Raw genomic sequence first — 23,525 nt, forward strand, 5'->3', positions numbered from 1 at the left:
CCGGTCAGCGGACGGCAAGATGAGACACCCACGGCTTTCGTCCAGCCGGGATCCCCAGGAGGCGTCGTGTCGGATTTCAAACCGGGCCTGGAGGGCGTCATCGCCTTCGAGACCGAGATCGCCGAGCCCGACAAGGCCGGTGGCGCCCTGCGGTACAGGGGCGTCGACATCGAGGACCTCATCGGTCACGTCTCGTTCGGCAATGTCTGGGCGCTGCTGGTCGACGGCCGGTTCGGCCCCGGGCTTCCGCCGGCGGAGCCGTTCCCCGTGCCCGTGCACTCCGGCGACATCCGCGTCGACGTCCAGTCCGCGGTCGCGATGCTCGCGCCGTACTGGGGCCTGTCCCAGCTGTTGGACATCAGTGACGAACAAGTCCGCACCGATCTGGCGCGGGTGTCGGTGACCGCGCTGTCGTTCGTGGCGCAGGCGGCGCGCGGCCTCGGCCTGCCCGCGGTGCCGCAGAAGGACATCGACAAGGCGCAGACCATCGTCGAGCGGTTCATGAAGCGCTGGCGCGGCGAGCCGGACCCGCGGCACGTCAAGGCGGTCGACGCGTATTTCATCTCCGCCGCCGAGCACGGCCTCAACGCGTCCACCTTCACGACCCGGATCGTCGCCTCCACCGGCGCCGACGCCGCGGCCTGCATCTCCTCCGGCATCGGCGCGCTCTCCGGGCCGCTGCACGGCGGCGCGCCCTCGCGGGTGCTGCACATGATCGAGGCCGTCGAGCGCAGCGGCGACGCGGAGGGGTACGTGAAGGGCGTGCTCGACCGCGGCGAGCGGCTGATGGGCTTCGGGCACCGCGTCTACCGCGCCGAGGACCCGCGCGCCCGCGTCCTGCGCCGCACCGCCAAGGAGCTGGGCGCGCCCCGCTTCGAGGTGGCCGAGGCGCTCGAGCGGGCGGCGCTCGCCGAGCTGCAGGCCCGCAAGCCCGACCGGGTGCTGGCGACCAACGTGGAGTTCTGGTCCGCGGTCGTGCTGGACTTCGCCGAGGTGCCGGCGCACATGTTCACTTCGATGTTCACCTGCGCCCGGGTGGCCGGCTGGAGCGCGCACATCCTGGAGCAGAAGAAGCTCGGCCGCATCGTGCGCCCCAGCGCTCTCTATGTCGGCCCCGCCTCCCGCAAGCCGCAGGACGTCGAGGGTTGGGACGCGGTCCCGCATAATCTGTAGTCACCCTGGCCGCCCGGCCACCGCTGGGAGCACCTGCCCCGCCTGGAAGGACCCCCCGTGACCGACTCGATCCGCATCCCGGACGACCTCAAGCCCGTCGACGGCCGGTTCGGTTCCGGTCCGAGCAAGGTCCGCCCGGAGGGCGTCGAGGCGCTGTCCCGGGTCGCGAAGACCTTCATGGGTACGTCGCACCGGCAGAAGGCGGTCAAGGAGCAGGTCGCCCGCCTGCGCCGCGGCATCGGTGAGTTCTTCTCGATCCCGGACGGCTACGAGGTGATCATCAGCAACGGCGGCACCAGCGCGTTCTGGGAGACCGCCACGTTCGGGCTGATCCGCGACAGGGCCCAGTTCGCGGAGTTCGGCGAGTTCGGCGCGAAGTTCGTCAAGGCGGTCAAGGACGCGCCGTTCCTCGGCGAGCCCACCGTGCACAAGGCGCCCGGCGGCTCCGCGGCGTACCTGACCGCCGAGGCGGGCGTGGACGCGTACGCGAGCGTGCACAACGAGACGTCGACCGGCGTGGCGGTGCAGGTCAAGCGGGTCGCGGGCGCCGACCCGGGCGCGCTGCTGCTCACCGACGCCACCTCGGGCGGCGGCAGCCTGGAGGTCGACCTCACCGAGACCGACGTGTATTACCTCGCGCCGCAGAAGGCGTTCGGTTCGGACGGTGGCCTGTGGATCGCGCTGATGTCGCCGGCCGCGATCGAGCGCGCGCACGAGATCAAGGCGTCGGGCCGGTACATCCCGCAGTTCCTCGACCTGGTCACCGCCATCGAGCAGTCGCGGCTCGAGCAGACGTACAACACCCCGGCGCTGGCCACGGTGTTCCTCGCCGCGGAGCAGGTGGACTGGATGAACGCGCAGGGCGGGCTCGGCTGGGCCGCCAAGCGCAGCGCGGAGAGCGCCGCGGCGATCTACGGCTGGGCGGACCGCTCGGCCGTGGCCACGCCGTTCGTCACCGACCCGACGCTGCGCTCGAACGCGGTCGCCACGATCGACTTCGCTGACGGGGTGGACGCGGCCGCGCTTGCGAAGGTGCTGCGCGCGAACGGCATCGTGGACACGGAGCCGTACCGCAAGCTGGGGCGCAACCAGCTCCGGGTGGCGCTCTACCCCACGGTCGACCCGGCCGATGTGGAAGCGCTGACCCGCTGCATCGACTACGTCGTCGAGCGACTCTGAACCCTTGAGCGGCGCCGCCCGTACTGACGGGCGGCAATGTCGCTGCGGGAGAGGGAGTCGTCATGGCGCGGACCGGAATCGACACCTCGATCCTGCACAAGGGTGCGCACAGCGCCTCTTATTTCGATCTCTCTCGAAGCATGGGCGAGGGTGCGGAGATCGTCGACTTCTGCATCCCGTGCAACCCGTACTTCCCGACGCCGGAGATGTTCGACGAGCTCTCCCGCGACCTGAAGAACATCCTGAAGTACTACCCGAGCGACTCGACCAGCATCACCAACAAGCTGGCGGCGGTGCTCGGGCTGCACCCCCAGACGGTGGCGATGGCGAACGGCTCGACCGAGCTGATCACCTGGATCGACCACCTGCTGATCACCGAGAGCGTCGCGATCCCGATCCCCACGTTCGGCCGCTGGACCGACCAGCCGCTGGAGACCGGCAAGCGGGTCGACATGTTCCCGCTGCAGGAACGCGACGGCTTCCGGCTCAACCTGGACGAATACGTACGCTTCATCCGCGACCGAGGCTCCCGCGTCGCCGTGGTCTGCAACGTCAACAACCCGGACGGCGGCTACCTGGCGCGCCGCGACGTCATCCGCTTCATGGACGCGCTCGGCGACCTCGACCTGGTCGTCGTCGACGAGTCCTTCATCGACTTCTCCGACGCCGAGCAGTACCCGTCGGTCGGGCCGGACGCCGTGATCCGCCCCAACGCCGTGGTCCTCAAGAGCCTCGGCAAGAACTTCGGCCTGCACGGCATCCGCTTCGGCTACCTCATGGCCAACCCGGCGATCGCCGGCAAGCTCGGCAAGGCGCTGCCCAAGTGGAACCTCAACTCGCTCGCCGAGAAGGTGGTCTACATGATCCAGGACCACGAGGAAGAGTACGAGGACAGCCTGCGCCTGCTCAGCCGCGACCGCCGCACGATGGCCGGCGAGCTGGCCCGCATCCCCGGCCTCACGGTGTTCCCGTCGCAGGGCAACTTCATCCTGGTCAAGCTGCCCACCGAATGGTCCGGCGTGGCGCTGCGCGACTATCTGGTCGCCAACCACGGCGTCTACACCCGCGAGTGCGGCAACAAGCTGGGCATGACCAGCCAGTTCATGCGCCTCGTGGTGCGACCGGCCCGCGACGTCGACCGGCTGATCGACGGCATGCTGGACTACGGCCGCCAGTTCCGCGTCCGGCCCGCGTACGACGAGGACCCGCTCGACACCCGCCGCACCTGGAACACCGCGCTCGACGAGGAACCGGACAACCTCATCCCGTACCCGTCCCACCGCACCACCGAGTACGCCGCCCGCCGCGCCGTCAACGGCTAAGTCCGGAGCTTGCGGACCATGACGGTCTCGCCGTACTCGACTTCCCCGGTCTCCTCGAAACCCGCGGAGAGGTAGAGCGCCCGGGCCCGCTCGTTCGACGGCACGAAGGTGAGGCGTACGGACTGCGCGGCGTATTCGCGCTCGGCGTGGTCGACAGCGGCCTCCAGCGCCCGGCGGCCCAGCCCGCGGCCCTGGAACCGGTGATCGATCATCAGCCGGACCAGCTCGGGCTCGCCGGGCCGGATGCCCGGGGCCAGCAGCACGAAGCCGACGAGCTCGTCGTCCGCGTAGACCGCGCGCGGCTCCGCGTTCGGCCGGATGTACGTCTCGGCAATGCTCACCGCGTTGGACGCGACGAAGTTCGACTGTTCGGGGAGCACCTCCAGCTTGATGACGTCCCGGAAGTTGGCTCTGGTGACCGGACGCAGCTCGACGCTCATCCCGCCTTTCTAGAGGGGGGTGGTGGTGCGCGCAACGCGATATCCCCGTGTGCGGGGCCGGCGCGGTGTTGCTTCTGTCCAGCGCCTGGCGCCGTACCTGTGAAGTGCCGGTCTTTGAAGATCATCTTTGCTGGTCAATGAGTTCGACGGCGTGGCTTACCACCATTGGGTGACCGGGGCGCGTACCGTGTTGTCGAAACGCGCCCGGGTGGCTGACTCTCGGGATCAAGGCCAGCGACGGGACGGAGGCAACGCATGCGGCCGGTACGCTTCGTCGCCATCTCCGAGGACGGTCAGGCCCTGGTGCTCGCCGACGAGGTCGGCAGGCTCCTGGCACTCCCCATCGACGATCGGGTGAGCAGCGTCCTGCATCACGAGGGCGGTTCCCCGGCATCGGGCTCACCAGGCACCGCGGTGGCGGTGTCCGGCCCCGACACCATGGCATCACTGTCCCCGCGGGACATCCAGGCGCGGATCCGCTCCGGCGAGTCCGCCGAGGACGTCGCGCGCGTCGCCGGGGTGCCGGTCGACCGGGTCCTGCGGTACGCGGGCCCCGTGCTGCAGGAGCGGGCCATGCTCGCCCAGCACGCCCGCCGCACCCGGCTGAAGACGTCCGACTCGGGCGCGCCGCTGGCCGAGGTGGTCGACAGCCGGCTCGCGCAGCACGGCATCGACACCGAGAAGATCTCCTGGGACGCGTTCCGCCGCGACGACGGCACCTGGCGCATCGTGGCGACCTGGCCGTCCGGCAAGGCGACCGCGCAGGCCGTCTGGGACCTGGACAAGGGCCGCCAGGTCGTGTCGCCGCACGACGACATGGCGCAGTACCTGTGCGCCGAACGCCCCACCCCGATCCTCGGCCAGGAGCCGGCCCCGGAACGCGGCGCGCACGAGCGCGGCGGCCACGGCCTGCCCGGCCCGTCCCGTGTCGCCGAGCCGAGCCGCGGCGGTCGCGGCCTGCCCGCGGCGGAGCAGCCCCGCCCCACCCGCGACCCGATCCGTGCGGGACGCGATGCCCTGCTCGCCTCGCTCGACCGCCCGCTCGGCAACGACCGACCGGGCCGCGGCCTCGAGCCGGCCGCCCAGGACACCCGTCGCCCGGTCGCGGGGGGCGCCGCGGCGCTGCTCGGCGGCGGCGCCGGATCGGCCTTCGACGACGACGCCGACCTGCCCAAGGAGGTACCGGCCGTGCCCAGCCTGGCGGTCCTCCGCCCGCGGCGCACGGTCGGCACCCAGCCCGGCGAGGCCGAGCCCGACGAGACCGCGAAGCCACGCAAGCGGCTGCCGAGCTGGGACGACGTGCTGTTCGGCGGCGGCCCGGCCGCCCGGGAAAGCTCCTAACCGGCCCAGAGCGTCGTGTAGGTGCCGCCGGGATCGCTACGGACCAGCTCGATCCGGTCGAGCTGCCACGCCGGTCCCTCGTATTCCTCCAGGGCGGCCCGCACGCGGTCGTCGTGGGCGTACATCACGGTCAGGTGCGGGGTGAACGGCTTGTCGTCGGACGGCAGCCCGGCCGCGACCAGCGCCGCGCGGACATCGGCGGCCACCTCGCCGAGCTGACCGTCCACCCCGGCCCACGTCACCCGCCGCCCGAAGCCACCACCGCCACGGATGCGCAGCTCCCGCCCCCGCGGAACCTGTACCGTGTCCAGGGCCCGTTCGACCTCGGGCCGGCTTTCCGGTGCGACCTCGCCGAGGAACGCCAGCGTGACGTGCCACTTCTCGATGCCGGTGAGACGCGCCCTCCGGCCGGCCACCGCGGCGTCGAGGCGCCGGCGCAGGTCCCGGCGTACGCCGTCCGGCGGGTAGACCGCCACGAAGAGCCGCACGCCGCGACCCTAGCGAAGCTGAAGCCCGGCCGCCCGCAACCGCTCCTCGACGCGCATCCGTTCCAGCTCGCGGTCCATCCCCTCGAGCTCCGTCAGGTGGTGGCGCACACCGTACGCCTCGCTGGCGATGAGCAGCCGGTCGTCGTACGCCCGCATCACCGCGGCCAGCCACACGGCCGAACCGGTCGTCGGTCCCCCGCACCGCTGCCGCCGCAGCCGGCGCAGGTCGGCAGCGACCTCGTCCAGGCAGGGTGGACCGTCGCTCGGGCGCAGGGCCGCGCCCGGACCGCTCAACTGCCGGTCCAGGCAGCGCAGGGCCCGGAGGTCCTGCCGCCCGCCGCGGCTCCACACCCGGCGTCGGGGCAGGGTGTCCGCGCAGACGACGATCGCCACGGCACAGGGCAGGCACAGCAGAACCGTGACGAGCACAACGACGTGCGTGATTGCCACGGGATGACGCTAAGCCGTCGGGACGGGAAACCGAGACAGCCGTTCGGATGACCCGGCCTGCCAGATTCCGGATCCCGCAAAAAGGACCGTCATCCAGCAGGGAGATCGCGCTCAGAACCCACGGAGCAGTCAGCCGAGCTGGCGGTCCCGGCCCGCGAGGAAGCCGGCGATCATCTGCGGGATCATCAGCGCGGCCATCAGCGCCAGCGGCACCCTCCAGCTCCCGCTGTGCTGGTAGAGCGCACCGACGACGATCGGGCCCGGGATGGACAGCAGGTAGCCGGTGCTCTGCGCGAACGCCGAGAGCCGTACGACCACCGCGGTGTTCCGCCCGCGCAGGGCGATCATTGTCAGCGCCAGCGGGAACGCGCAGTTCGAGACGCCGAGGAGCACGGCCCACACCCAGGGCGCGGCGGCCGGGGCGGCCCAGAGTCCGGCGTACCCGGCTATGCCGAAGAGTCCGGTGCCGACGGCGAGGCCGCTCTGCCGGGGGAGACGGCCGGCGACGGCCGAGAGGGCGAACGACAGCGGGACCCCGAGCACGGACGTCACGGCGAAGAGCAGACCGGCCGTGCTCGCGGACAGGCCGGCGTCGCGGAAAACCTGCGGGAGCCAACCCATGATCACGTACGCCGCGGTGGACTGCAGGCCGAAGTAGACGGCGAGGGCCCACGCGACGGGCTGGTGCCGCAACCGCAGGTCCGGCGCGACGTCCGCCGCCACCTGCGGATCTTCCCGTACGCGATCCCGCGCGAGCAGGATCCACGGCGGTACGGCCACCGCCGCGACGAGGGCCCACACGCCGAGGCCGAGCCGCCAGTCGCCGCCCAGCACGCCGGTCAGGGGCACGGTGACGGCCGCCGCGGTGGACGCCCCCAGGTTGAGCGCCACGCTGTAGAGGCCGGTCATCGCTCCGACCCGCAACGGGAACCGCTGCTTGACGACGACCGGGAGCAGCACGTTGGCGAGCGCGATGCCGGCCAGCGCGAGCGCGGTGAGCGCGATGAAGAGCCCGGTCCCGCCGGCGAAGGGGCGTACGGCGAGGCCGAGCACGAGCGCCACCGCGCCCACCGCAACGGCACCGCCCGTGCCCCATCGGCGGGCGAGCAGCGGCGCCGTCGACCCGATCAGCGCGAAGCTCACGGCCGGTACGGACGTGAGCAGTCCCGCCACCGCGGCGCTCATCCCGAGGCTCGCGCGCACCTCTTCGAGCACCGGTCCGAGGCTGGTCACGGCCGGCCGCAGGTTGATCGCCGCCAGCACGAGCGCGGTCACGGCCAGGACGGGGGTGGCACGACGCCGGGTGTCCGCGCGGTCGGTGCTGGTCATCGCCATGCTCCCATCATAGAATCATGGGATGAATTTGGCCCCCGTGCCGCGGGAAACCCTGTCCGGGCAGGTCATCGCCCGGCTCCGGCAGCAGATCACCTCGGGCGCGTGGCCCGTCGGCTCGCGCATCCCGACCGAGCCGGAGCTGGTCGCGCAGCTCGGCGTGGCCCGCAACACGGTCCGCGAGGCGGTTCGGGCCCTCGCGCACAACGGCCTGCTCGACATCCGCCAGGGGTCGGGGACGTACGTGGCCGCCACCAGCGAGCTGGCCGGCGTCATGCAGCGACGCTTCGCGGCCGCCGACCCCGCGCACATCCGGGAGCTGCGCGGCACGCTCGAGGCTGCGGCAGCGGGGTTCGCGGCGCGCCGCCGCACCGACGCGGACCTCAAGCTCCTCGCCACCCTGTACGACCAGCGCGAACAGGCGTGGTCGAGCGGCGAGCGCGACGCGTTCGTGGACGCCGACTCGGCGTTCCACCTGGCTGTCGTGGCGGCCTCGCACAACGAGGTGCTGATCGAGCTCTACGCCGACCTGGGGCAGGTCATCCGCGAGTCGCTGCGCGAGCATTTCGGCGCCTCGCTGCGGCCGGAGGAGTACATGGACCACAGCCGGCTGCTGGAGGCCGTACGCGCCGGCGACGCCGAGGCCGCGTCGTCCGAGGCAGCCGCGTACACGGCGACCTGCGAGTGACTCAAGCGGCGATCTTGGCAGGAGCCTCGCGTTCGAGCGGCTCGCTGTGGACCAGGCTGAGCCGGGGCCGCGGTCCCACCCGCAGCCGCAGCCGGTCGCCGCTGGACCGGAGCTGCCAGGTCAGCGCCACGACCGCCGCGACGAGGCAGAACGCCCCGGCCGCCCAGATGCTCGACGGCACCCCGAAGTGCTCGCCCCACCAGCCGGCCAGGGACGCGCCGATCGGCGTGGTGCCGAGGAACACGAGCACGTAGAGCGCCATCACGCGGCCGCGGTACTGCGCGTCCACGCCCATCTGCACGCGGTGGTTGGCCGCCTGCGCGAGGTAGATCGAGAAGAAGCCGGTCGGCACGAGCAGGAGCATCGCGACGATGAAGCTCGGCGCGAAGCCCACGGCGATCTCGAAGACCCCGAAGGCGAGCGCCGCGCCCAGCACCACGTACGCCCCGGGTCGGCTGCGGCGGCCACTGCCGGCCAGCGCGCCACCGAGCGCGCCCACCGCCAGGGCCGTGGTGAGCAGTCCGAAGGACGACGGCCCGGCGTGAAAGTTGATCTTTGCGAGGGAAGCGAGGGTGACCGGGAAGTTGAAGCCGATCATGCCGATCGCCGCCATCAGGCCGATCGGCAGCAGCAGGTCCTGCCGCTTCCACACGTACTTGAGGCCGTCGACGATGCGGGTGTCGCCCGGCTCCGCACGCTTGTCGGAGCGGTACAGGTCGCGCGCGCTCATCCGCCAGTAGCTGAAGACCGGCGCGACCGACAAAGCCGTGGCGATGAGGAAAACCGAACCGGTCGGGAAGACCGCCAGCGCGACGCCGGCCAGCGCCGGGCCGCCGATCCGGGCGGTGTTGAACGTCGCCGCGGACAGCGCCAGCGCGTTGGGCAGCAGGGGCAGCTCGACCAGCTCGGAGACGAACGCCTGGCGCACCGGGGTCTCGATCGAGTTGGCGATGCCCAGCAGCAGCGCGAACAGGAACACGTGCCACAGCACGACGACGCCCGAGGCGACCAGGAGAGCGAAGACGATCGCCGTGACGGCGAAGACCGCATTCGCGAGGATCAGCAGCTTGCGCTTGTCGTACCGGTCGGCGAGCTTGCCGCCCCAGAGGGTGAGCACCAGCACGGGTACGAACTGCAGCGCGGTGACCACCCCGAGGGCGCCCGGCGAGTTGCCGGAGAGGTCGAGCACCAGCCAGTCCTGCGCGGTGAACATCATCCACACGCCGACCAGCTTCACGAGCTGGCCGGTGGCGAACAGTCGGTAGTTACGAACCTGCAGGGACCGGAAAGTCGTGCTCAGCACTGCCCGCACTCGGGTGCGCCTCCTCGTCGGTCGTACGCGTCATCGCCGTGTGACGGAACGACCAGAGGTGGGGCGAGGGCAGTTACTGGGCCCGGGCCACCTGCTGCAGGATCTGCGCGGCCCGCTCGAGCGTGTCGCGTTCGTCCGGGCCCAGCTCGGCGAGCTGCCGGGCGAGCCATTCGTTGCGTGCCCTCTCGAACTGCGCGAACACGGCCCGGCCCTGCTCGGTCGCCGCCAGGATGACCTGGCGGCGGTCGGTCGGGTGGGGCGTACGCGCGACGAGACCGCGATCCTCCAGCTTGCCGACGATCTTCGTCATCGTCGGCGGCTGGACCCGCTCGACGTCGGCGAGCTCCCGCGGGGTCAGCGCCCCGGCCAGCTGCAGGCTCGTCAGGGCCGACAGCTGGCTGAACGTGAGATCGCCGACCGGTCGCTCCTGGCGGACCCGGCGGTTGAGCCGGGTGATCGCATCGCGCAGCGCAACGGCCAGTTGCTCGGCTTCCACCCGCTCCGCCACCGGCCGCTCCATCACAGTTTCTTAGCCTAGCTAATGAGCTTGGCTAACGACATTCGGAATGCGTATGACCGTAGTCACCGGGCACGGTAACGCACCCGGTGACCACGACGGCTGTCAGAGCAGTACGGCCTCCAGCGGACCGCGCAGGAAGTAGAGGACGAAGAGCACGGCCACGCCGTACAGCAGCGGGTGGACCTCCCGGCCCTTGCCGACGGCGACCTTGAGCAGCACGTACGAGACCACGCCCGCGCCGATGCCGTTCGAGATCGAGTACGTGAACGGCATCAGCGTGATCGTGAGGAACGCCGGGATCGCGATCTCGTAGTCGGTCCAGTCGATCTGCCGGACCGCCATCATCATCAGGAAGCCGACCACCACCAGCGCCGTCGACGCCGCCTCGAACGGCACCACGGTGACCAGCGGCGCGAGGAACGTGGCCAGCAGGAACAGCACGCCGGTGACGAGGTTCGCGGCGCCCGTACGCGCACCCTCGGCCACACCCGAGGCGCTCTCGATGAACGACGTGTTGCTGGAGACGCTGGCCGCACCGCCGGCCGCCGCCGCCACGGAGTCGACGAGCAGGATCTCCCGGGTCCGCGGCGGCATGCCCTCCGCGTCCAGCAGCCCGCCCTCCTGGCCGACCGCCACCATCGTGCCCATGGTGTCGAAGAAGTCGGTGATCAGCAGCGTGAAGATGAACATGATGACAACGAGCCAGCCGGCCCGGCCCCACGAGTCGAGCACGTTGAAGTGCCCGAGCAGCGACAGGTCCGGGGTGTCGACGATCTTGTCGGGCAGCGTCGGCACGTTCAGCGACCACCCGGAAGGGTTCGGCTTGCCGTCCACGAACGACGGCCCGATGTTGCCGATCGCCTCGACGACGATCGCCAGCACGGTCGTGCCGAGGATGCCGAGCAGGATCGCGCCCTTCACCTTGCGCACGAAGAGCACGAGCGTGAACAGCAAGCCGACGCAGAAGACCATCAGCGGCCAGCTCGTCAGCTTGCCGCCGAGGCCCAGCTCGACCGGCACGGTGGTGCCCGACGCGTCCGGGATGCGGCGGACGAACCCGGCGTCGACCAGACCGATGATCATCAGGAACAGACCGATGCCGACGCCGATGGCGGTCTTCAGCTGCGTGGGCACGGCCCGGAAGACGGCCGTACGCAGCCCGGTCAGCACCAGGACGGCGATGATCACGCCCTCCAGGAAGACCAGGCCCATCGCGTCGGCCCAGGTCATCTCGGGCGCGATCTCGTACGCGACCAGCGCGTTCACGCCCAGCCCGGCGGCGAGCGCCAGCGGGAACCGCGCCACGACGCCCATGAGGATCGTCATCACGCCGGCGACCAGGGCCGTACCGGCGGCGAGCGCCGCGACGGGCAGCTTCCCGCCGGTCTTGTCGACGCCGGCGGCGAGGATCAGCGGGTTGAGCACGACGATGTAGGCCATCGTGAAGAACGTGGCGAGGCCGCCGCGCACCTCGCGCCCGACGGTCGAGCCGCGGGCCGAGATCTCGAAGAACCGGTCAAAACCGTTTCGGGGGGTACGCCCGGACGAGGCGAGTCCCTCGTCGGCGGAGGTAGTGGACATCGGTGCCCTTCCACGGGAGCGAGCGGCAACTGTTACGCGCATCGAATCAGACCGCTGACCTCGGTAAAAGATCAGTACTGTTACAACCGTCACGGAACCCCACGGACGATCACCGCCGACGTACCCTCAGGGACGTGGCCGACCTGTCCCCCGCATCGCCCGCCGCCGCGCCGGGCCCCCGCCCCGCGCCGGAGCCGCACGTGCCCGGCCTCGACGCGGTGACCGGGACGAAGCCACGCCCCGAGCCGCTCGACCCGCCGATGGTCCCGTTCGCCGTGGGCGGCATGGCCGCATTCGCGGTCGCCGCAGTGGTGCTGCTGCTGGCGCACGGCCCCTCGGACTGGCTGCGGATCGCGGTCGCCGGCCTGCTGGTCGGCATCCCGGGCCTGATCACGATGCTGCGCCACGACGCCCACCGGCGCCGCCGCCGCGCGCTGACGCACCCGGACTTCAAAGTCACCGACACCGCCGGCTGAGCCCCCGCGCCGGTCCGGCCGGGAGCCGCGCCGCGCCGGCCGTCAGCTGTGGCCGTAGTCCTCGGCGGGCTCGCTGCCCTCGACCGAACCCGGGGCCCGGCTCACCGCGACCGCCTCGACCTCGCTGTCGTCGTACACCGTGGGCAGCTCCTCGACCGGCTGCTCCGTCGAACCGAGCAGCGCCTCCGAGTGCGCGCCGCAGCCGTGGTCGGCGCTGACCGCGCGGGCGTCGTCCGGGGCGTACAGGTTGCCGCAGACGCCGAACATGCTCCGCAACGAGCCGGCGAGCGGCAGGTAGAAGCCGCAGGTGCCGCACTTGGCGTTGCGCGGGGCGGCCGTCGCGATCGGGGCCTCGGGGCCGGAGTCGCCGTCGTACCAGCGCTGGGCGGTGTCGAGGCGGCCCTCGCGGGACATCACCCGGGACCGGCCGAGGCCGAGCTCCCAGGAGACCTCCTCGACCGCGGCGTCGTCGCTGAGCACGTACCCCGGGGCGAGCCGCTCGTCGTCCGGCGCGGTCGGCATCAGGTCGCCGACCCCCAGGTCGCCCGGCTGGACCCGCTCGTTCCACGGCAGCCAGCCCGGGGCGAGCAGCGCGTCGGGGCCGGGCAGCAGCACGGTCTCGCAGACCGTGACGTGCCGGGACCGCGGCACCCGGGTCACGGTGACGGCCCACCGCCAGCCCTTGTAGCCGGCCAGCCTGCTGTCGAAGAAGTGCGTCACGACCCGGTCGCCCTCGGCCACGGCCTCGAGATGCTCGCCGATGTCGGCCGGATCAACCTCGGTGATGGCGCCTCGCGCCACCCCGACCGCGTCGGCGCAGACCTGGTCGAGTCGGGCGGCACGGCCCGCGGTCCTGGTGGTCACGGACCCATTCTTCCCCACGCATGGGAGCCGGTGGCAACGACTCCCCCACATCCGGACGTTGGAGGGCTCGCGCCGATGCGACAGGATGGGGCGATGCCGCTGCTTCCCACCCTCGGACGCACCGCCGGCACCGGTATCAAGGCCCTGCGGATGCTGGTGCGCGGTGGCATGCGGGGCAGCGCCTGGGCGACCCGGCGGGTCGGTGACGCCCGGGCCCGCGGCGCGGCGAACGAGGTCGGCATGATCCGCCTCTTCGACCTGCACGCGCTGTCCTGCGCCGGCGACACGCTCATCGCGATCGGGCTGGCCGGCACCATCTTCTTCAACGTGCCGCTGGGCGAGGCCCGCAGCAAGGTCGCGCTCTATCTGTTCATCACGATGGTGCCGTTCGCGCTGCTGGCACCGGTGGTCGGCCCGCTGCTCGACCACTTCCGGCACGGCCGGCGGTACGCGCTCGCCGTGACGATGCTGGGCCGGGCGTTCCTGGCGTACGTCATCTCGGACAACCTGCTCGGGTGGGGCCTCTACCCGGCCGCGTTCGGGGTGCTCGCGCTCTCCCGGGCGTACGGTGTGGCCCGCTCCGCCGCCGTGCCCCGGTTGCTCCCCGAGGGGGTGGGCCTCTCCCAGGTCGGCGCCCGGGCCAGCGTGTACGGCACCTTCGCCGGCGCGGTGGTGGCCCCGATCGGCCTGCTCGCCTTCAAGTTCGGTCCGCAGTGGCCGCTGCGCGTCTCCTCGGTCATCTTCGTGGTCGGCATGGTGATCTCGCTGCGCCTGCCGCCCCGGGCCGACTCCGACCCGCCGGAGGCGGTGCCCCGGCCGTTCCGCACGATGCTGCGCCTGCGCCGCGGCCCGGACCGCCCGCTGTCCGGCAGCCTGGTCATCAACACGCTGATCGGCAGCGCGAGCTTTCGCTGCCTGTACGGCTTCCTCCTGCTCTACCTCGCGTTCGCGGTGAAGGCCGGAGGGCTCGGCACCGACCTCTTCGGACGCGACGTCGGCAGCCAGGGCGCGGTGGCAGTGGTCGGCGGCGCGCTGGCGGTCGGCACGTTCCTGGCCACCGCGGTCGGCACCCGGCTGCGGATCCGCCGCCCCGCCGCCCTGCAGTCCAGCGGCCTGACCATCACCGCCGGCGTGGCCGTCCTGTCGGCGATCTTCTTCACGCTGCCGATGGTGGCGCTGCTGTCGCTGGTCGCCTCGATCTTCAGCGGCATCTCCAAGCTCGCGGTCGACGCGAGCATCCAGGAGCGGGTCCCCGAACGCCTGCGGGCCAGCGCGTTCGCGCACTCGGAGACGGTGCTGATGATCGCCTGGGTGGTCGGCGGCGCCGTGGGCATCATCCCGCTGGACGGCCGCGTGGGCATCGCCGTGGCCGCGGTCTTCGCGGTGGCGGCGGCCGTACGCGGCACGATCGTGGCGGGCCGGCTGCGCAAGGAACGCCTGCACGGCCGCCCTGACCTCGCCGCGGACGAGCCGGGAGCCGCGGACGAGCCGGGAACCCCGGCAGGGCCGGGAGCCGAGGGCGAGCCGGTCACCGCTCCGATCCCGACCTCTCCCGCGCCCGTCGGCGCACCCCCCTCACCACGCTCGGCGACGCCTGCCCCCGGCCCTGCGACGTCCCCGCCGCCGGCCGCTGCGCACCCCAAGCCGGACATCGCCGCCCCGCCCGCGCGGGAACGTGGCGGGAAGCGGCGCCTCTTCTCCCGCTCGTCGGCGAAGAACGACGCCACGGCCGGACCGCCGCCGCCCCCGGCCGCTGAGCCCTCGACCGCCGACCGGCCGCTGCCCGGACCGCCGACGCCCGGACCGCCGACGCCTGGACCGCCGATGCCTGGACCGCCGATGCCGATGCCGACGCCGGCGAACGACGACCTCGCCCCGCCCGGCTTCCACATCTACCGCCCGACCTCGTCCACCCCCGACGGCGGCCCGCGCGGCGACGAGGCGGACTCGTGACGCTGCTTGTCGTCACCGCGGTCGAGCCAGAGGCCGAGGCGTGGCGGGCCGGCGCCCCCGGCACCGTCCACGTCGCAGCGGTCGGTGTCGGACCGGCCGCCGCGGCCGCGGGCACCGCACGTCTGCTCGCTCTCGCCGAGGCGGCCGGAAAGCCGTACCGTGCCGTCCTCAGCGCCGGCATCGCGGGCGGCTTCACAGGCCGCGCGGGCATCGGCGCGACGGTCCTCGGCGCCCGCAGCATCGCCGCCGATCTTGGCGCCGAGAGCCCGGACGGGTTCCTCCCGGTCGAGCAGCTCGGCTTCGGCAGCAGCATCGTCGAGGCCGATTCCGCCCTGCTGAAGACGCTGACCGCGGCCCTGCCGGAGGCGGTCGTCGGTGACGTGCTCACCCTCGCCACGGTCACCGGTACGGCCGCGACCGCCGACGCCCTGCGCGACCGGTTCCCGGACGCCGCCGCCGAAGCCATGGAGGGCCACGGCGTCGCCTGCGCGGCCCGGGCGGCCGGCCTGCCCTTCGCCGAGGTACGCACGATCTCCAACCCCGTCGGGCCGCGCGACCGGTCCGCCTGGAGGCTGGGCGAGGCGTTCGCCGCCCTCACCGCCGCCGCGCGGGCCTGTGGACAACCCTGTGGATAGACCGGTGGACGGGCGGGTGTGGGGCACGCGACGTGTGGCAATGCAGACACCCGGCGATCCCCGGATCCGGCCGCCGCGGTGGCTACGGTGAGGGACGTGGCGCTTTCTCTGGCGGTTTCGCCCTGCCCCAACGACACCTTCGTCTTCCACGCCCTCGTGCACGGGCGCATCCCCGGCGCGGCGACGGTCGACCTGACCTTCGCGGACGTGGACGTGACGAACACCGCCGCCGAGCGCGGCGAGTTCGACCTCGTCAAGGTGAGCTACGCGGCGCTGCCGTGGCTGCTGGATGACTACGAGCTGCTCCCCTGCGGCGGCGCGCTGGGCCGGGGCTGCGGCCCACTCGTGCTGACCCGCGAGGGCCACGACGGAAACCTCGCCGGCGCGACCGTGGCGGTGCCCGGCGACCGCACGACGGCATATCTGCTGTTCCGCCTCTGGTCGCAGGGCAACGCCCCGGCGACGATCGAGGTGGTCCCGTTCCACGAGATCATGCCGGGGGTGGCCGAGGGCCGCTACGACGCCGGCCTGGTCATCCACGAGGCCCGCTTCACCTACCCGCGGTACGGCCTGACCGCCCTCGTGGACCTCGGCGAGTGGTGGGAGTCCGACACCGGCCTGCCCATCCCGCTGGGCGCGATCCTGGCCCGCAAGGGGGTCGTGGACCCGCACGAGGCCGCCGAGTGGATCCGCACCTCGGTGAGCATGGCGTGGGCCGACCCCGACGCGAGCCGCGACTTCGTGCTGGCCAACGCCCAGGAGATGGAGCCGGAGGTCGTCGACCAGCACATCCGGCTGTACGTCAACGAGTTCACGCTGGACCTCGGCAAGGAAGGGCTCGCGGCGGCCGACGCGCTGCTGAGCCGCGCCGCCGCGGCAGGGCTGACCCCAGCGATCCCCAGCCTCATCAAATGAAAAAAGGCCGCGCGGAAGCGCGGCCTTTTTCAGAAGGCGTCAGACTTCGAGCTCCCGCGCCACCGCGTGCACCAGCTGCGCGATCTTCTGCGAGGCCCGCTTGTCGGGATAGCGCCCTCGGCGCAGGTCCGGCTGGACCTTCGCCTCCAGCACCTTGATCATGTCTTCGACCATGCCGTGCAGCTCGTCGGCGGGCCGCCGGCGCAGCTCCGCCACCGACGGCGGGGCGTCCAGCACCTTCACGCCGAGCGCCTGCGCGCCCTTCCGGCTGTCCACCACGCCGAACTCGACCCGCTGACCCGCCCGCAGGTCGGCGACCCCGGACGGCAAGGCGCCCTTGGGCAGGAACACGTCCCCGCCCTCGTCGCTGGTGACGAAGCCGAAACCCTTCGCCGCGTCGTACCACTTCACTCGACCCGTGGGCACCGCTGACCTCAACTCACTCAATGGGCTTGATTGCTCACGGCAAGGTTATCGAGGCGGCGGGTCAGGTCCCAACCGTAATCCGGGCGAGCAGAGCCGGGAACCCGGTCAGGTCCCCGAGCACGTGCGTCGCGCCCGCGGCGGCCAGTTCCTCCTCCGTGCACGGGCCCGTCGCCACCCCGATGCCCGGGACGCCGGCCGTGGCGGCCGCGACCATGTCACCCACGTGGTCGCCGACGTACCAACGCACGCCGTGCTCGGTGAGCGCCGCGGCCTTGCCCTCGGCGAACAGGTCGCCGGCCAGCTCGTCGTAGGCCAGGCCCAGGTGCTCCAGGTGCAGGGCGGCCAGGCTGCCCAGCTTCGAGGTCACGACCACGACCCGCAGACCCGCTTCCCGTACGGCGGCCAGCGCCGCGACCGCCCCCGGCATGGGCACGGTCGGCGCGATGGCGTGGAGCGGGTACAGGGCTCGGTAGGTGGTGACCGCCTCCTCGACGTCCGCCTCGGGGAACCACTCCCGGATCTCCGTACGCAGCGGCGGCCCCAGCCGGCTGACCGCGAGCTCGGCGTCCACGTGCACCCCGGTCTCCGCGGTCAGCGCCCGGTACGCCGCCCTGATCCCCGGCCGGGAGTCGATCAGGGTCATGTCCAGATCGAAGCCGACCCCGGTCATGACCGACTGCACCGAGCGGCACCGCCCGGCGCCGGACGACGGCCTCGCACGCGAGGGCCAGGAGGGCATGACAACTGCCGGCTCAGCCTCACGGGGTGGTGGTCGGGGTGTACGTGAGCTGGTCCACCGGGAGCGGGAAGGTCTGGTCGTCACCGAACGGCGACGGCGCGGCCGGGCGGTCGCTCACGATCTCGGAGACGGTGAGATGGCCCTCCTTGATCGAGGACTGCCGGCCCGGCTTCTGCGTGGCCACGCCCTGCTCGACGGCCGTACCCGGCATCTTGTTGTCAGCCCCCACAGCTCGCTCCCCTTGGTCGTCGTCGGCCCGGCCACACTCCGGACCCTGCGCCAATGGTCCCATGGCGGCTAGCGTTGAAGACGATGGCCACCGCATTCGCCGACCAGCTCCGGTCCCTGTCCGACGACGCCCTGGGCGCGCTCATCCAGCTGCGCCCGGATCTTGTCGTGCCCGTACCCTCCGACATCTCCGCTTTGGCGGTCCGCGCCCAGTCCCGCGGCTCGGTGGCCCGCTGCCTCGACATGCTGGACGAGTTCACGCTCGCCGTCCTGGACGCGGCCCGGCTCAGCCGGTCCGAGGAGACCGCGGCGACGTCGCTCGCGCAGATTCTGGCGCTGACCTCGGGCGCTGCCGAGGACGACGACGTGCGGGTCGCGGTGGGACGGCTGCGCGCGCGCTTCCTGCTGCACGGGCCGGAGGACGCGATGCACGTGGTCGGCGCAGTCGACGAGGTGACGTCGCCCTATCCGGCCGGCCTCGGGCGGCCCGCCGACTACCTCGACCCGCAGGCCGCCGCGCTCTGCGCCGACCGGGCCAGGCTGCGGCGTACGGTGCTCGCCGCGCCCGCGGGCGCCCGGGCGGTCCTCGACCGGCTCGCCGCCGGTCCGCCGGTCGGCGCGCTGAGCTCGGGCGGCACCGTGGCCGAGCCGGTGCGCTGGCTCATCGACAACCACATCCTGGTCCCGGTCTCCGAGGCCGGGCGGGCGCCGCGCGCCGACGGTGAGCTGGTGGAGCTGCCCCGGGAGGTGGGGTTGCTGCTGCGCCGTGAGAGCGGCCCGCTGGGTGGGCTGCGCCCGTTCCCGCCGGTGCCGGAGGGTCCGGTCCGGGACGCGAAGTCGGTCGACTCGGCGGGCGCCGGCCAGGTCATGGAGGCGGTCCGCAGCGCCGAGGCGCTGCTCGAGGCGCTGGCAGCCGAGCCGGCCGCGGTGCTGAAGGCGGGCGGCCTGGGCGTACGCGACCACAAGCGCCTCGCCCGCACGGCCGGCCTGGACGAGGCCGCGGCGGCTCTGCTGCTCGAGGTGGTCCACGCGGCGGGGCTCATGGGCGAGGCGGACGTGGCGGGCACCGGCCGCGGCGTGACGACCAGCCGGGCCACGGGTACGGCCGACGAGATCTTCCTGCCCACCGGCTCGTACGACCTGTGGCGCGCGCTGAGCACCGCCCGGCGCTGGGAGGCCCTGGCGAACGCGTGGCTGGCGATGTCCCGCCAGCCCGGCCTGATCGGTCAGCGCGACGACCGCGACCGGCCCATCACCGTGCTCGCTCCGGACGCCGAGCGCGCCGGGGCCCCGCAGGCACGCCGGGAGGTCCTGACCGCCCTGGCCGACCTGCCGCCGGGCACCGCACCGAAGCCCGACGACGTGGTCGCCCTCCTGGCCTGGCAGGCGCCAAGGCGGGCGCGGGGACGCGAGGCGGCGCACCGGGACGCGCTGGCCGGGGCCGCCACGCTGGGCCTGACCGGGCTGGGCGCGCTGACGTCGTACGGGCGGCTGCTGCACGCCGGCGACGAGCACGACGACCACGATCCGCTGGGCGCCGGCCCCGGGGGCGAGCGGGCGCCCGGGACCTCGGACGCCGTACGCGCCCTCGACGGCCTCCTGCCCGCCCCGGTCGACCACGTGCTCGTGCAGGCCGACCTGTCGGTGGTGGTGCCCGGCCCGCCCGAGCCCGAGCTGGCGGCCGAGCTCGAGGTCGTCGCGGAGCTCGAGTCGGCCGGTGGCGCGAGCGTGCACCGGGTGACCGCCGCGAGCGTCCGGCGCGCCCTCGACGTCGGGTACGCCGCCACCGACCTGCACTCCCTGTTCCGCCGCCGGTCCCGTACGCCGGTCCCGCAGGCGCTGACTTACCTGATCGACGATGCGGCCCGCAAGCACGGCGGCCTGCGCGCGGGCTCGGCGGGTTCGTACCTGCGCAGCGACGACGAGGCGCTGGTCGCGGAGGTGCTGGCGGACAAGCGCCTGGCCACCCTCGCGTTGCGCCGCCTGGCACCGACCGTGCTGGTCAGCCCGCTGCAGCTTCCCCGGCTGCTGGGCGCGCTCCGGGACGCCGGGTTCGCGCCGGTCGCCGAGGATTCCGCGGGGGCCGCTGTGCTGAGCCGGCCGAAGGTTCGCCGTGCTGCCAGCCGTACCCCCGTCTCGGTCCGCATGGCCGAGCCCGCCGGGCCGCCGCTGCTGGCCGGGCCCCGACTGGCCGGCGTGGTCGAGCAGATCCGCCGCGGCGACATCGCTACCCGCGCGGCCCGCCGCGCGGGTAGCGAGCGCGCTGCCAACGGCCAGAGCGTGCCCGGTCTCACCTCGGTGCAGGCCCATTCGCAGGCCATGGCGGTGCTTCAGCAGGCCGTGCGGGACAAGGCCCGGGTCTGGGTCGGGTACGTCGACACGCACGGCGCGACGCTGTCGAGGCTGGTCCGCCCGGTCTCGCTCAGCGCGGGCTACCTGCGCGCCGAGGACGAGCGGACCGAGACGTTGCACACGTTCGCGCTGCACCGGGTGACCGCGGCGGTCCTCGAGGACTGACCGGGACCGCGCGCCCCCGTTAGCCGCGCGCGATCCGTCCAGGACGGGCCCTGGGTTCCGCCGAAGCGTTGCACACCGGATCAAGCCCCACCGGTACGCGCGCGCCCGTGTCAGACTGGAGGGTCTCCTCTCGTTCGTGGAAGGGCTTCTTGGTGAGCACCGGCGGACCCCTGATCGTGCAGTCCGACAAGACCCTGTTGCTGGAGGTCGACCATCCCGACGCCCAGGCGTGCCGGATGGCCATCGCCCCGTTCGCCGAGCTGGAGCGTTCACCCGAGCACGTGCACACCTACCGGCTGACGCCGCTCGGGCTCTGGAACGCGCGCGCCGCGGGCCACGACGCCGAGGGCGTGGTCGACTCGCTGATCAAGTTCTCCCGCTATCCGGTGCCGCACGCGCTGCTGGTCGACGTGGCCGAGACCATGGACCGGTACGGCCGCCTCCAGCTGGCCAACGACCCGACGCACGGGCTGGTCCTGCGCGGGCTGGACAGGATCGTGCTGGTCGAGGTGGCGAAGAGCAAGAAGCTGGCCGGCATGCTGGGCGCCCGCATCGACGACGAGACGATCGTGGTGCACCCGTCCGAGCGCGGCCGGCTCAAGCAGGCGCTGCTCAAGCTGGGCTGGCCCGCCGAGGACCTCGCCGGGTACGTGGACGGCGAGGCGCACGAGATCAGCCTCGCCGAGGACGGGTGGACGCTGCGGTCGTACCAGCAGGAGGCGGTGGACGGCTTCTGGGCCGGCGGCTCCGGCGTGGTGGTGCTGCCCTGCGGCGCCGGCAAGACGCTGGTCGGCGCGGCCGCGATGGCCACCGCCAAGGCGACCACGCTGATCCTGGTCACCAACACGGTCGCGGGACGGCAGTGGAAGCGGGAGCTGGTCGCCCGCACGTCGCTGACCGAGGAGGAGATCGGCGAGTACTCGGGCGAGCGCAAGGAGATCCGCGCGGTCACCATCGCCACGTACCAGGTGCTCACCTCGCGCAAGGGCGGCGCGTTCACCCACCTCGACCTGTTCGGCGCCCGCGACTGGGGCCTGGTCATCTACGACGAGGTGCACCTGCTGCCGGCGCCGATCTTCCGTTTCACGGCCGACCTGCAGGCCCGCCGCCGGCTCGGCCTGACCGCGACGCTGGTGCGCGAGGACGGCCGCGAGGGCGACGTGTTCTCGCTGATCGGCCCGAAGCGCTATGACGCGCCCTGGAAGGACATCGAGGCCCAGGGCTGGATCGCCCCGGCGGAGTGCGTCGAGGTCCGGGTCACGCTGACGGACGCCGAGCGGATGGCGTACGCGGTGACCGACTCCGAGGAGCGCTACCGGGTGGCGGCCACGGCCCGCACCAAGCTGCCCGTGGTCCGCGCCCTGGTGAACAAGCACGCGGGTGAGCAGACGCTGGTGATCGGCGGCTACATCGACCAGCTGCACGAGCTCGGCGAGTACCTCGACGCCCCGATCGTGCAGGGCTCCACCACCAACAAGGAGCGCGAGCGGCTCTTCGACGAGTTCCGCGCAGGCAACCTGCGGACGCTCGTCATCTCCAAGGTCGGCAACTTCAGCATCGACCTGCCGGAGGCCGCCGTGGCGATCCAGGTGTCCGGCACGTTCGGCTCGCGCCAGGAGGAGGCCCAGCGCCTCGGCCGCGTGTTGCGCCCCAAGGCGGACGGTCGCCAGGCGCACTTCTACACCGTGGTGTCACGCGACACGATCGACACCGAGTACGCGGCCCACCGCCAGCGGTTCCTCGCCGAGCAGGGGTACGCGTACACGATCGTCGACGCGGACGACGTGCTCGGCCCGCCCCTGCCCCAGGTGGACTGACCGGCGCTATTCGGTCGGCCGCACCGGCCGCACGGGCGGTACGGGCGGGTCGGCCGGCTCCGGCACCTCCACCGACACCGCCGTCGGCGGCTCCTCCACGCTGCTGCCCTGCACGAGGAAGGCTCCGGCGAGGCAGCCGAAGAGCACGAGCACGGCGAAGCCGATCGCGGCTCCGACGGCGGCCCGCACCCAGGCGCGCGATGACGGTTCCCGGCGCGGCGGCGGGGGCGCGAAGGGCGGCCCGCCGACGAACGGCGGCGGTCCCGCGTCCGACCACGGCCGCCCGCCGGGACCGCTCGGGAAGAGGTGGCCGCCGCCCGGCGGGAAGGGCCCGCGCCGCGCCCGGAAGAGGTCGTCCGGCGGCGGCACGACCGGGGTGGAGACGGGCGGAGGCGCGTAGGGCTGGGGCGTGGGCCCGGCCGACGCGAAGACCTCGGCGCTGTCCAGGGCGGCCGTCCGCTCGGCTCGCCCGGTGAAACGCGCGGAGGCGGCGGCCGTGACCGTTCCTCGCCTCGCCCCGGCCAGTTCCACCGCCGGCTTCGGCAGCCCGGCTTCCTCGTACGCGGCGGCGGCCACGACCTCGGGGCTGCCCAGCCGTTCCAGCACGACCAGCAGCTCGGTCTCGGACGTGACGCCCCGCTCCGCGCGCTCGTTCACGATGTGCGCCTCGAGGTCGCCGAGCAGCTCCCGGCGTTGCAGGACGGGCAGGCCGCCCAGGCGTTGCTCCAGTTCGCGCAGGTACTCGGCGACGACCTCGTCGCATCTGTCGCTGCTCATGCCCCACCGGTCCCTACGAGACGGTCGACGGTCTGTCGAAACGACACCCATTCCGTGCGGAAGTGCTCCAGCGCCGACCGGCCGTCGTCGGTGAGCGCGTAGTAGCGCCGGGGCGGACCCGACGGCGACTCGCTCCACTTGCTGTCCAGCCAGCCGATGCGGCGCAGCCGGGACAGCAGCGGGTAGATGGTGCCCTCGGAGGCGGCGAGGCCGCGTTCGTCACCGAAGCGACGCACGATCTCGGTGCCGTACCGGTCCTCGTGCTCGACCATCGCGAGCACGCAGAACTCGAGGGTCCCGCGCCGCAGACTTGTCGAGAGCTGCGCGACGTCTGCCATGCGGCACACGGTAC

At 72.8% G+C, this 23,525-nt stretch carries 24 protein-coding genes; 11 read left to right on the plus strand and 13 right to left on the minus strand.

Annotated features, from left to right (window positions below; translation table 11 throughout):
• The first annotated feature begins 66 nt into the window (after positions 1–66).
• From IT780_RS39400 to IT780_RS39410, 3 genes are all read left to right on the plus strand, one after another.
• On the plus strand, positions 67–1,173 hold the full coding sequence (locus tag IT780_RS39400; protein ID WP_199516987.1) for a citrate synthase 2: 1,107 nt from the start codon (positions 67–69) through the stop codon (positions 1,171–1,173).
• Positions 1,174–1,230: 57 nt separating this feature from the next.
• Entirely contained in the window at positions 1,231–2,352 is a 1,122-nt protein-coding gene (serC, locus tag IT780_RS39405; RefSeq protein WP_199516988.1) for a phosphoserine transaminase, read from the plus strand.
• A gap of 62 nt (positions 2,353–2,414) precedes the next feature.
• Positions 2,415–3,674 (plus strand): pyridoxal phosphate-dependent aminotransferase, encoded by a 1,260-nt coding sequence (locus IT780_RS39410; RefSeq protein WP_199516989.1) that lies wholly within the window; start codon positions 2,415–2,417, stop codon positions 3,672–3,674.
• Here the strand turns inward: IT780_RS39410 and IT780_RS39415 are convergent.
• Positions 3,671–4,114, minus strand: a complete 444-nt coding sequence (locus tag IT780_RS39415) for a GNAT family N-acetyltransferase (protein ID WP_199516990.1) — start codon at positions 4,112–4,114, stop codon at positions 3,671–3,673. The two genes, IT780_RS39410 and IT780_RS39415, sit on opposite strands and share 4 nt — an antisense overlap.
• A gap of 255 nt (positions 4,115–4,369) precedes the next feature.
• On the opposite strand from IT780_RS39415, the gene sepH reads away from it, so the two are divergent.
• On the plus strand, positions 4,370–5,455 hold the full coding sequence (gene sepH, locus IT780_RS39420) for a septation protein SepH (protein WP_199516991.1): 1,086 nt from the start codon (positions 4,370–4,372) through the stop codon (positions 5,453–5,455).
• On the opposite strand, the gene thpR is transcribed toward sepH, so the two are convergent.
• The 3 genes from thpR to IT780_RS39435 all read right to left on the minus strand — a co-directional run bounded on the left by thpR (position 5,452) and on the right by IT780_RS39435 (position 7,728).
• Positions 5,452–5,943 carry an RNA 2',3'-cyclic phosphodiesterase gene (thpR, locus tag IT780_RS39425; RefSeq protein WP_199516992.1) on the minus strand — a complete coding sequence of 164 codons (492 nt, stop codon included), beginning with the start codon at positions 5,941–5,943 and terminating at the stop codon, positions 5,452–5,454. The genes sepH and thpR overlap by 4 nt on opposite strands.
• Before the next feature lie 9 nt (positions 5,944–5,952).
• Positions 5,953–6,393, minus strand: coding sequence for a hypothetical protein (locus IT780_RS39430; RefSeq protein ID WP_199516993.1), 441 nt, complete (start codon positions 6,391–6,393; stop codon positions 5,953–5,955).
• 129 nt (positions 6,394–6,522) lie between these two features.
• Positions 6,523–7,728, minus strand: coding sequence for an MFS transporter (locus IT780_RS39435; RefSeq protein ID WP_233414260.1), 1,206 nt, complete (start codon positions 7,726–7,728; stop codon positions 6,523–6,525).
• 22 nt (positions 7,729–7,750) lie between these two features.
• On the opposite strand from IT780_RS39435, the gene IT780_RS39440 reads away from it, so the two are divergent.
• Positions 7,751–8,413, plus strand: coding sequence for a FadR/GntR family transcriptional regulator (locus IT780_RS39440; protein WP_199516994.1), 663 nt, complete (start codon positions 7,751–7,753; stop codon positions 8,411–8,413).
• Between the two features lies 1 nt (position 8,414).
• On the opposite strand, the gene IT780_RS39445 is transcribed toward IT780_RS39440, so the two are convergent.
• The 3 genes from IT780_RS39445 to IT780_RS39455 all read right to left on the minus strand — a co-directional run bounded on the left by IT780_RS39445 (position 8,415) and on the right by IT780_RS39455 (position 11,826).
• Complete coding sequence (locus IT780_RS39445; protein ID WP_199516995.1) at positions 8,415–9,725, minus strand: MFS transporter; 1,311 nt, start codon at positions 9,723–9,725, stop codon at positions 8,415–8,417.
• Positions 9,726–9,798: 73 nt separating this feature from the next.
• A complete protein-coding gene (locus tag IT780_RS39450; protein WP_199516996.1) occupies positions 9,799–10,245 on the minus strand; it encodes a MarR family winged helix-turn-helix transcriptional regulator in 447 nt (148 codons plus the stop codon).
• 102 nt (positions 10,246–10,347) lie between these two features.
• Positions 10,348–11,826 (minus strand): NCS2 family permease, encoded by a 1,479-nt coding sequence (locus tag IT780_RS39455; RefSeq protein ID WP_199516997.1) that lies wholly within the window; start codon positions 11,824–11,826, stop codon positions 10,348–10,350.
• 260 nt (positions 11,827–12,086) lie between these two features.
• Between IT780_RS39455 and IT780_RS39460 the strand changes: the two genes are divergently transcribed.
• Complete coding sequence (locus IT780_RS39460; protein WP_199517030.1) at positions 12,087–12,302, plus strand: DUF2530 domain-containing protein; 216 nt, start codon at positions 12,087–12,089, stop codon at positions 12,300–12,302.
• Between the two features lie 42 nt (positions 12,303–12,344).
• On the opposite strand, the gene IT780_RS39465 is transcribed toward IT780_RS39460, so the two are convergent.
• A complete protein-coding gene (locus tag IT780_RS39465; RefSeq protein ID WP_199516998.1) occupies positions 12,345–13,217 on the minus strand; it encodes a DUF3027 domain-containing protein in 873 nt (290 codons plus the stop codon).
• Between the two features lie 42 nt (positions 13,218–13,259).
• Between IT780_RS39465 and IT780_RS39470 the strand changes: the two genes are divergently transcribed.
• The 3 genes from IT780_RS39470 to IT780_RS39480 all read left to right on the plus strand — a co-directional run bounded on the left by IT780_RS39470 (position 13,260) and on the right by IT780_RS39480 (position 16,669).
• Positions 13,260–15,119, plus strand: coding sequence for an MFS transporter (locus IT780_RS39470; protein ID WP_199516999.1), 1,860 nt, complete (start codon positions 13,260–13,262; stop codon positions 15,117–15,119).
• Complete coding sequence (locus tag IT780_RS39475) at positions 15,116–15,754, plus strand: futalosine hydrolase (RefSeq protein ID WP_199517000.1); 639 nt, start codon at positions 15,116–15,118, stop codon at positions 15,752–15,754. The genes IT780_RS39470 and IT780_RS39475 overlap by 4 nt, the downstream gene beginning before the upstream one ends.
• Positions 15,755–15,850: 96 nt before the next feature.
• Positions 15,851–16,669 (plus strand): 1,4-dihydroxy-6-naphtoate synthase, encoded by an 819-nt coding sequence (locus tag IT780_RS39480; protein ID WP_199517001.1) that lies wholly within the window; start codon positions 15,851–15,853, stop codon positions 16,667–16,669.
• A 39-nt stretch (positions 16,670–16,708) separates the two neighbouring features.
• Here the strand turns inward: IT780_RS39480 and IT780_RS39485 are convergent, their stop codons facing one another.
• From IT780_RS39485 to IT780_RS39495, 3 genes are all read right to left on the minus strand, one after another.
• Complete coding sequence (locus IT780_RS39485; RefSeq protein ID WP_199517002.1) at positions 16,709–17,095, minus strand: cold-shock protein; 387 nt, start codon at positions 17,093–17,095, stop codon at positions 16,709–16,711.
• 61 nt (positions 17,096–17,156) lie between these two features.
• Positions 17,157–17,765: an HAD family hydrolase gene (locus IT780_RS39490; protein WP_199517003.1), complete on the minus strand. Its 609-nt coding sequence runs from the start codon at positions 17,763–17,765 to the stop codon at positions 17,157–17,159.
• Between the two features lie 88 nt (positions 17,766–17,853).
• Positions 17,854–18,063, minus strand: coding sequence for a hypothetical protein (locus IT780_RS39495; RefSeq protein ID WP_199517004.1), 210 nt, complete (start codon positions 18,061–18,063; stop codon positions 17,854–17,856).
• Positions 18,064–18,146: 83 nt separating this feature from the next.
• Between IT780_RS39495 and IT780_RS39500 the strand changes: the two genes are divergently transcribed.
• Positions 18,147–20,579, plus strand: a complete 2,433-nt coding sequence (locus IT780_RS39500) for a helicase-associated domain-containing protein (protein ID WP_199517005.1) — start codon at positions 18,147–18,149, stop codon at positions 20,577–20,579.
• 152 nt (positions 20,580–20,731) lie between these two features.
• Positions 20,732–22,396 carry a DNA repair helicase XPB gene (locus IT780_RS39505; RefSeq protein WP_199517006.1) on the plus strand — a complete coding sequence of 555 codons (1,665 nt, stop codon included), beginning with the start codon at positions 20,732–20,734 and terminating at the stop codon, positions 22,394–22,396.
• A 6-nt stretch (positions 22,397–22,402) separates the two neighbouring features.
• Here the strand turns inward: IT780_RS39505 and IT780_RS39510 are convergent, their stop codons facing one another.
• Entirely contained in the window at positions 22,403–23,173 is a 771-nt protein-coding gene (locus tag IT780_RS39510) for an HAAS signaling domain-containing protein (protein WP_199517007.1), read from the minus strand.
• Positions 23,170–23,511, minus strand: coding sequence for a PadR family transcriptional regulator (locus tag IT780_RS39515; protein WP_199517008.1), 342 nt, complete (start codon positions 23,509–23,511; stop codon positions 23,170–23,172). The genes IT780_RS39510 and IT780_RS39515 overlap by 4 nt, the downstream gene beginning before the upstream one ends.
• Between the last annotated feature and the right edge of the window lie 14 nt (positions 23,512–23,525).

It is taken from the genome of Nucisporomicrobium flavum (genome assembly GCF_016464385.1).
GTDB classification, from domain to species: Bacteria; Actinomycetota; Actinomycetes; order Mycobacteriales; family Micromonosporaceae; genus Actinoplanes; species Actinoplanes flavus_A.